Origin of the sequence: Methanosarcina sp. A14 (assembly GCF_001729375.1) — an archaeon.
GTDB classification, from domain to species: Archaea; Halobacteriota; Methanosarcinia; order Methanosarcinales; family Methanosarcinaceae; genus Methanosarcina; species Methanosarcina barkeri.
On record NZ_LZPK01000198.1, the window covers coordinates 1 to 8561 of the forward strand.

7 protein-coding genes are annotated in these 8561 nt (G+C 42.9%); all 7 read right to left on the reverse strand.

Going from position 1 to position 8561, the window contains the following annotated elements; genetic code table 11:
• Positions 1-249: 249 nt before the first annotated feature.
• The 7 genes from A9239_RS10140 to cfbD all read right to left on the reverse strand — a co-directional run bounded on the left by A9239_RS10140 (position 250) and on the right by cfbD (position 8147).
• A complete protein-coding gene (locus tag A9239_RS10140) occupies positions 250-924 on the reverse strand; it encodes a PHP domain-containing protein (protein WP_048123214.1) in 675 nt (224 codons plus the stop codon).
• A 509-nt stretch (positions 925-1433) separates the two neighbouring features.
• Positions 1434-2744 (reverse strand): GTPase HflX, encoded by a 1311-nt coding sequence (gene hflX / locus A9239_RS10145; RefSeq protein WP_048154478.1) that lies wholly within the window; start codon positions 2742-2744, stop codon positions 1434-1436.
• Complete coding sequence (locus A9239_RS10150; protein ID WP_011305387.1) at positions 2741-3136, reverse strand: DUF2209 domain-containing protein; 396 nt, start codon at positions 3134-3136, stop codon at positions 2741-2743. The genes hflX and A9239_RS10150 overlap by 4 nt, the downstream gene beginning before the upstream one ends.
• 112 nt (positions 3137-3248) lie before the next feature.
• Positions 3249-4301, reverse strand: a complete 1053-nt coding sequence (gene endA / locus A9239_RS10155; protein WP_048154483.1) for a tRNA-intron lyase — start codon at positions 4299-4301, stop codon at positions 3249-3251.
• A gap of 347 nt (positions 4302-4648) precedes the next feature.
• Positions 4649-6136: a Ni-sirohydrochlorin a,c-diamide synthase gene (gene cfbB / locus A9239_RS10160; RefSeq protein ID WP_048119937.1), complete on the reverse strand. Its 1488-nt coding sequence runs from the start codon at positions 6134-6136 to the stop codon at positions 4649-4651.
• Between the two features lie 63 nt (positions 6137-6199).
• Positions 6200-6997 carry a Ni-sirohydrochlorin a,c-diamide reductive cyclase ATP-dependent reductase subunit gene (gene cfbC / locus A9239_RS10165; RefSeq protein WP_048119935.1) on the reverse strand — a complete coding sequence of 266 codons (798 nt, stop codon included), beginning with the start codon at positions 6995-6997 and terminating at the stop codon, positions 6200-6202.
• Between the two features lie 37 nt (positions 6998-7034).
• Positions 7035-8147, reverse strand: a complete 1113-nt coding sequence (gene cfbD, locus A9239_RS10170) for a Ni-sirohydrochlorin a,c-diamide reductive cyclase catalytic subunit (protein WP_048119934.1) — start codon at positions 8145-8147, stop codon at positions 7035-7037.
• Positions 8148-8561: the final 414 nt, after the last annotated feature.

Sequence of the window (8561 nt, forward strand, 5' to 3'; positions counted from 1 at the left end):
TTCATTTTTCAGAGGTTATTTTTCGGATTCCTCGTTTTCACTATAATCAATATCATTAGACATGTTTTGATAGGCTGAATAGTTGCTCACATACTTACTTTGACAGGTTGAATAGTTAACCACATACTTACTTTGACAGGTTGAATAGTTAACCACGTACTTACTTTTTTGGCTAAGCATAAAGCAGTTATAAGGAGGTTGCAATCTTTCTAAAACCACAGACCATACGAAGTTATATTTTGCGTTCTTTTAGGCTTTACGAAACAGTTTTTTCTTAATTTTTCGCCTGGCGCTGCCTGACATCTGTTTAAGAATAATAGGTGTGGGTGTATTTTTTCCCGCAGGAGAAACTTTTCCTTCTCGGATGGCTTCCAGCACGGCGTCGAGGGTATTTTCCGAGGCATTGATTTCGGTGTATGCTTGGCCTACCATTTCTGGAACATGGGAATCGCTTCCTGCAACTTCCGGAATTCCAAGCCTCTTTGCCTCGGTTGCAGCTTTCCGGTTGGCTCCATTAAAAAGGCAGCGGGAGTTAAAAACCTCAACGGCATCAACGTCAAGTCCTTCAAAACTTCCTATCCCGTGGGAACTGCGCTTGAAGGGGTGAGGGATAATAACCGTGCCTCCGAGTTTCCTGGCTATCTCAATCGTTTCTTCCGGACTCAGATGAGGCTTGATATTCTGGCTGACTCCGAGAACAAGGATATGCCCCTTCGAAGAACTAACCTCAACCCCGGGAATGACCGTAAGCTCAAAGCCAAGTTCCAGGGCTCTTTTTTTACAGGCAAGCCCGCCTTCCACAGTGTCGTGGTCACAGATAGCAAATCCGTCAAGTCCCCTTTTACTTGCGGTTTTAAGGATGTCGTCATGGCTTGATTTGCTATCTTTTGAATACTCGGAATGTACATGCAGATCGAATTTCATACTTAACAGAAGAATGAGAAATGAATTTATATAAATTTTGAAACGAGAGTCCATTGGCATCCAGGTTTATTACTGACCGCAAAAAAGTTCGTTTATTTACAAACAAGCGATGTCTTAAAAATAGGATGAAAATTCTGGAGGAACTGCGAACGGGCAAAAACATAGTAAAAATCTGGTTTTAGGGGTGTAGTTTAGGATATTAGGAGGGTCTGATGTTTTCAGTAGACACCCGTTCGCATGTAAACAAACAACTTCTGGATATAAGTACCTTTCGTGGATATACGAACAGTATTCAGACCATACAAAAAACTCCCTGAGAAAAAGATATTGGAAAACGCTCTGTCAATATTCCAGTAGTTTTTATAAAATTCAAAAAGCTTTCTATTCTTCTGAAAAGCTCGGGAGTGATACATATCCTCAGGTACAAACTTTAAAAAAATTTGGCCCAAACTTTTTCAAAAAAAAGTTTGGATCAAAAATCCAGTTGTTTAAGAAACGTTTAATAAAGATCACTCACTTGTTTGAGCTTCCTGAGGTTCAAGGAGAGCATGTGCTCGGTTAATTATCTCTGTTCTTGCTTCATAATCCAGAAGTATCCGCTCTCCGAACTCTACTCTGTGTACGATTCCTTCTTCATACAGCCATGAGAGCATTGACATCCCTTTTTCCGAATTGGGAAGGGAAAGAGAGCAAAAACACCAGGGAGGTAGATGCTTTATTATTTCTTCTTTTAGTGCAGTCATTCCGGTGCCCTTTTTTGCGGAAACAAAGACCGGGTTAGGGGCCATATAACCTATTTGCTCCATAATGACGTCAAGTTTGGATTCATCAACCAGATCGGCTTTATTAAGTACGGTAATTATAGGAACTCCCTGTATTCGGTCCCAGAGGGTATCGTGAGATGTCGAAAGTTTCTGCAAGATCGTTTCGGGTTTTTCGCTTGCATCCACTACTAGGAGTATAAGGTCCGAGAGAAAAATCTCGTCAAGGGTGGACTTGAAGGCGTCAACCAGCCAGTGAGGAAGATCCTCTATAAACCCCACGGTATCGGTCAAAAGAGCTTTTCGTCCACCTAGGTCCAGAGCTCTGGTCATGGGCACAAGTGTTGTAAAAAGCATGTTCTTTGCCTCAACACTTTCATCTACAATTGCATTGAAAAGCGTGCTTTTCCCGGCGTTTGTATATCCTGCAAGGGAAATCAAGGAAAAGCCTTTCCTGTGCCTTAAAGCCCGTAAAGATTCATCATCTTTTTCTGCAGATTCAAGTTCATTACGAATCCTTGTTATCCTCTTCTTCAGGTCCTGTTCATAAGAATCTTCGTAGTCTCCGAGCCCCATGAAACCTGCCCTTTCCTCCTTTTTAAGGAGAGACACAACAGCTCTTACCCTTGGTACTTCATATCTCAGTCTTGCCAGTTCGACCTGGAGTTTTGAGCGGTGGGTAGTTGCCCTTTTTGCAAAGATCTCAAGGATGAGCTGGAATTTATCGATAATCTGGCATCTGCAGATTTCTGAGATATTGAATAGCTGAGTTGTAGAGAGCCTGTTATAGAAAATTACTTTCTCTACACCCGTACTCCTGACAAGTTCGGCAAGTTCCTCTATTTTCCCCCGGCCAAGCTGGTACTTCGAATCAGGATACCTGGTTTGCTTAAGCTCACCAACTGGCAGATAACCTGCAGCTTTTGCAAGCTCTCTGAGTTCCTGTAAGAGGTATTCTTCACGTTCAGGGTCCGAATTGGGAATTGTTCTTTTAACGAGAATTACTCTGTTACCGTTGCTGGATCCGCTATAGGATTTCTGTTCAGCTGAAATTTTCATGCCTCGATTTCAAGTTCTTTTATCAATAGGTTACGGGCGCTCAGGGAAACGTGGTGCACGAGTTCAATCGACATTCTCTCGGCAATTGATTCCTGATACTTAAAAGCCCTGGAAAACATACTTTCGGTCACCCATTTGGGTTTATTATACATATCCCCCTTTTCTGCCACAATCGTACCCTCAAAAGAAAGTTGGTCAGCCGTATCTTCGATTAACTGCACAACGTCCAGCAGGCTGGGAGCTCTTTTTTGCCAGAGGGGAAGGATTTTGATCTGCTTGATTTTTTCAATATGGCTAGCCGAAACCGTAAGCGCTGCGGCTGCACATACCATATAATACCCTCCTTTAATCCTGTGCCTGCCAGAGATGTCTACTGCAATAATATCCCACATATACTCTACCCTCGGCTGAAGATCTGCTTTTCATAAAATTAAGAAACGTTAAGCTCAGGGAAAAACTCCTTCGGTCAAGTCTGAACTAACACTCGAATAAACATCCGAATATTTACATCTTCGTCCGGCTGATATCTAGGTACTCGATTTCCTCACCTTTCTCAACTGCAAAAAGCATTTTTTTCCTGACGCTGTTTGCAAGCCTGACAGCTCCAGACATAACTGAAAGCCTGAACTCAAAATCCGCAGGGATGGCATTTACAAGGTATTCCGAATGAGGAATTTTCTCTATTGACTCTACCTTTCGGTATACCCTGAAATTTGTCCCGAATTTAAAACCGGTTTTGACCACATGCCCCGAATCCCTGAGATTTTTATATGCACTGTACTTTCTCAGGAAAAAGCTTTCAATCTCCGAGGCTTTCTCGACAAATTCGTCAAATGAAAACACTTTACCTTTCCTGTCCCGAACCGTTATTATGCCTCTGGAAAAGAGGTAAAGTGATTCGACCAGGGAAAGCTGCAACCTCTCGGAGTCCAGCATTTTTCCGTAAAAGCCACTTTTATAGAGAGTTTCCGAAGCCTGAGAATCCCAGGCTATTACCCTGTCTTCTAGGAAAGTGGCATCGGTTTTGATGGCAGGATATGGCTCAGGCATTTCTCCTTTGGGAACTGCGGTTTTAACCTCATAGAAGGTAAGGTCACTTTCTTCATCCACCACAGCAAGGATAAACTGCTTATGCACGTTCTCTGCCGAGGTAACTGAGTCCTGAAGAAGTTTTACAGGAAGGAGCTGTCTTTCAGACTGGACATGAACAAAAATATTTGCTGCATTTTTACCCGGGTGGCTGCCTCTGGGATACACCCGGAAATCTGCAGCTGATGGCTGGACATAGTACCCTCTTTCTTTAAGGTCCTTATAAACTATATATTTCAGCTCAAAATTCGGCTGCCTCAAAGAGGCCTGTTCGAAAAAGGTTCTAAAATCGAGCAGTGTGCCTTCAAGTTCGATCTCGAGTTTTCCTCTGGACAGAAGAAAAGCAGCTTCTACAAGCGAGAGTTCAAGCCCTTCGCCTTTAGGACGCCCGAAGTAACCAGTTTTATAAAGTTCGGCTACCGCTTCCTTTCCGGCAAGGACCCGGTCTCCTTTAAGTTGTGTTTTCAATAGATTCACCTGAAAAGAAAATGAAATGAAAATAAGTTCTTTACCAGTCTGGTTTGCTGTAGTTTAATTTGATATAGCGTAATTTCTCTTGATCTAGGTTCTCATAAAACAATTTGCTATTAAAATAATTTATTGTTAAAATAATTTATTATTAAAATAATTTATTATTAAAATAATTTGTTACAATCAGTTTGTCTTGATTGATCTGTTGTAATCTACTCTATTGTAATCTAATCTGTTGTAATTTACTCTATTGTAGTCTACTATTGTAATCTAAATTGTTATAATCGATTAATATAATATTGCTTGGTAGTGTTTGCATACACTAAGAACGGAGCCTTCCCACATTACGGAAGAACCCTGGACTCCATGAAATTTCTTGCAGCTTCTACAAGTGAGCTTGCAAACTCTCTGTACGCAACTCCGTGCAGGTGGGCATATGAACCCAGGGTATTTCCAGAAATAAGCCCATCCATGCCGTTCTTTATGCCTGTACCTCTTGACAGAGTTATTGCAAATTCAGCGTCCTCAGGAATTTCCCTTATTTCAGAATGGTGGAATTCGTGTCCCTTGAAACTGTTGTCTTTTTTCCCGAGAAGGCAGTCCTTATTAAGGGTCCCGATATTGTAGCTGACCACTCTTGTTTGTCCCATAATAGTATGCCCTGGTAGGGCTCCGACCATTGAATATGTAGATTCTGGCATTGAGGTATTGTGATAGGTACCTTTTCCGGGAACGCCTGTGCTTATTTTTTCCGTAAGGTACATAAGCCCTCCACACTCGGCATAAATAGGCATGCCTGCAGCAGATGCTTTTTTGATATCCTGGCGCATGGACTCGTTAGCTTCAAGTTCGGCTGCAAAGAGTTCGGGATAACCTCCTCCTATATAGAGCCCGTCAACTTCCGGAAGTGAGGTGTCTTTAACAGGGCTAAAGTAAACAATTTCTGCGCCTGCAAGATTCAGGAGATCAATGTTATCGTGATAGTAGAAGTTGAAAGCCTCATCAAGGGCAACCCCTATCTTTGGCCTGGGTGCTCCAGAATCGGAGACTGAAGAAAAAACGCTATTATCAGGGCTTTTAAGGGGCTTTGCGCTTTTTGCGATTTTCATAAAGCGGTCTACGTCAATTCCTTTATTGATGATTTCTTCAATGCCTTGAAGGCGGGCTTCAAAGTCTCCATCCCCAAGCCGTCTCCGGCCTTCGAGAGCTGGCATAAGCCCGAGATGGCGCATGGAAATCTGCATCGCGTGGTCTCTCGGAACAATTCCTATAACCGGAATGCCTGTATAGTGTTCGATTGCTTCTTTTGCTTTTTCGGCATGGCGGCGGCTTCCTATGTTATTAAGGATAACTCCTGTAATTTCCACATCAGGGTCGAAGTTCCTGTATCCGTTTATAAGGGCAGCACTCGAACGGGTAATACTTCGGGCATTGATTACAAAGATTACAGGGCAGTTAAGGATCTTTGCGATCTGGGCAGTGCTTCCAAGGTCGCTTAAGCTTTCAAAACCTTCATAAAGCCCGCGAACTCCTTCAATAATCGCAATATCCGCCTTCTCGCCGGCCTCGCAGGCATGAGTATAGACATCCAGAATCCCGTTTTCATCCATGAGGTAGCCGTCAAGGTTCCGGCAGAACCTGCCAGTTATCTCAGTATGATAGCTTGGGTCGATATAATCCAGAGCAACCTTAAAGGGCTGTACTTTGTATCCCCTTGAAACGAGAGCAGCCATCAGGCCCATGGAAATTGTAGTCTTGCCTGAGGAAGAACGGTCTGCGGAAATGAGAATCCTGGGAATATTCCTTGCTGCGGATTGCTTGTCATTAATCATTTTTTCGATACCCCTTTGTGTTTATTCACCCTGATGTGTTTATTCAACTATTGATACTCTAATTTATTTTGTCAATTCCCTCAGCCGTTCATCACTCAGGGAATCGGCTGTAACTTTTTTTTCGTTTTCAAGGATTGCTTTCCCAAGCTTGCGATAGATCTGCGCAATATCAGATTCGGGTGCCTTTTCCATTACCGAGTAACCTTCCCTTTCACAGTCCTGAACTACCTGCCTCTTCGGGATAAAAGCCATAAGCTGGCTGCCGATTTCCTCGGAAAACTTCGAAACTATTTCCTCTTCCCTGCTTACATTTCTGGAATTGCAGATTACCCCGCTAAGCGGCATTCCTATCTTCGATAAGCCTTTGCAGATATTATTTGCTGCATAAAGGGGCATGTACTCTCCTGAAGTCAGGACATAAGCCTCATTTACGAACCCTTTTCTTACAGGGGCAACAAATCCTCCGCAGACGATGTCTCCTGGTACATCGTAAATGATAAAATCCTGTTCTTTTAAGAGATTTCCTGAAATGCTCTTCAATTTCTGGATGGCAACAATGATTCCTCGCCCTGCACACCCTATGCCTGGTTCGGGACCGCCTGCTTCCACGCATTTGACGCCTGCATATCCCTCAAAGACCACATCTTCTTTTTTTATGTCCACACCCTCACGCAGGAGATCAAGAATGGTTGGAATTCTCCTGCCTCTTAGAAGGGTGATTGATGAGTCACTTTTAGGATCGCAGCCTATAATCATGACTTTCTTTCCTGCCTCGGCGCAGGCAGCGGCAATGTTTGAAGCGGTACTCGATTTGCCTATGCCGCCTTTCCCGTAGATCGCTATGATCTTCTGGTTTTTCAAAGGATCTTCCTCCTGATTTTATCCTGGCTCTTCTTGCTCAGGCTTCCTTTGCAACTTCCCTTAAGGTAGCCCCAAACTCAGATTCCACAATCCCACTGACTCCCAGTGTTTTCGGGTGGAGGTCGATTTCAACCAGCACATACTCATGCCCCATCTCTTTTAAAGGCAGGACCTGTCTCGGGCCGTTAGTTATCGAAATCAGTTCCATGTTCTTTATGTTCTCCATAGGGATTGCATGTGGAACACCCGAAATGACTGCAAAATCAAAGTCACTGTATTTTTCTTTTATTAATTTGCTGACCTTTTCGCCTGCAATAGGGTACTCGTCCATGCCACCAATGATTTCATGTACCTCAATCCCATGTGCTTTGAGATCTCTCGTTATATACTTGGCATGCTGCCTGACTCTGGGAAGTCCGAGCTCCGGGTCGATATTTGCCATATTGATAAGATTTTCTTTTTTCCCGAGAGCTTCTGCAACCTCATTGACTGCAAGGGTAATGTCTGCAAACATGTAGCCGGTTTCTTTTTTGGCATTCATGATGACAAGGCCCCTCTTGTCTTCCTTGAGGAGTTGAATTACACGCTGTGCGGCTTTGTATTTGACATCCCCACGGGAGGGAGCAAGGTATTCCCTGCTTGCAGCTCCATGCTTTTTTTCTACTTCTGTAGCTTTTTCAAGGAGATATTTCTGACGCTCGAACTCTTTGTGATCAATAATTCCTGCATCGAGTGCGGATTCCAGGGCAAAGAGTACTCCTTTTGTGTTATCGTGATAGCCTGCGTGCACCTCGACTTCGATTACAGGGACATCAGGATTTGCCTCTAGCACGGCATCATGCATTTCTTCCCCTATAATCATACTGGGGCAGGTTCCTACAATTCCTATAAGTTTAGGATTAAAAAGTTCCACTGACTTGTTGATAAGTTGGACAAGTTTATCATGTCCTCCAAAAACGAAATTGTTCTCATCAAGGCCTGTGGTAACCACATGTATACCGTCTTCTTCGAGCAGCCTTGCATGTTTAAAGGAACACCCTGGAGGCCCATGCAGGATAGCGACATCAACATTTAAGTCTCTTAGAGTGTAAAGAGCCGCAACTATGGAACTTGGGCGGGGATGAATGATTGAAATCTCTTTTTCAGCCATAACAAATCCTCTTGTTTAGATAATAGTGATACTGATAAGAATGATAAAACGCATTTCCCTGAAAACTCCTGTGTCCTCAGGATATGAACTATTACCTGTAAAATGGGATTGGGAAACACGATCAGTTGAAATTAAAGTGAGTACTGGAAACGAATACAGATTGGAAGATCCTGTATAAAACTCTATCATAAAAATATCGGCAAATGCCTGCAGCCTATTGTGGCATGTATCCGGAATAGGCTCGGATCCAAATTTTATATTAAATATTTGTATATTAGAAATTGTTATCCTTAGAAATTGTTATCCTTAGAAATTGTTATCCTTAGAAATTGTTATCCTGAGCAAAAATTCCTGAATAATTCTTGTAATTGCCCGAATTAACCGGAATTTCTGGGAATTCTTCAACAATTCTTC

Excerpts from the sequence above, each read along its gene's own strand:
- cfbB (WP_048119937.1), bottom strand. The coding sequence starts at position 6,136 with ATGATTAATGACAAGCAATCCGCAGCAAGGAATATTCCCAGGATTCTC.
- cfbD (WP_048119934.1), bottom strand. The coding sequence starts at position 8,147 with ATGGCTGAAAAAGAGATTTCAATCATTCATCCCCGCCCAAGTTCCATA.
- A9239_RS10150 (WP_011305387.1), bottom strand. The coding sequence starts at position 3,136 with ATGTGGGATATTATTGCAGTAGACATCTCTGGCAGGCACAGGATTAAA.
- A9239_RS10140 (WP_048123214.1), bottom strand. The coding sequence starts at position 924 with ATGAAATTCGATCTGCATGTACATTCCGAGTATTCAAAAGATAGCAAA.
- hflX (WP_048154478.1), bottom strand. The coding sequence starts at position 2,744 with ATGAAAATTTCAGCTGAACAGAAATCCTATAGCGGATCCAGCAACGGT.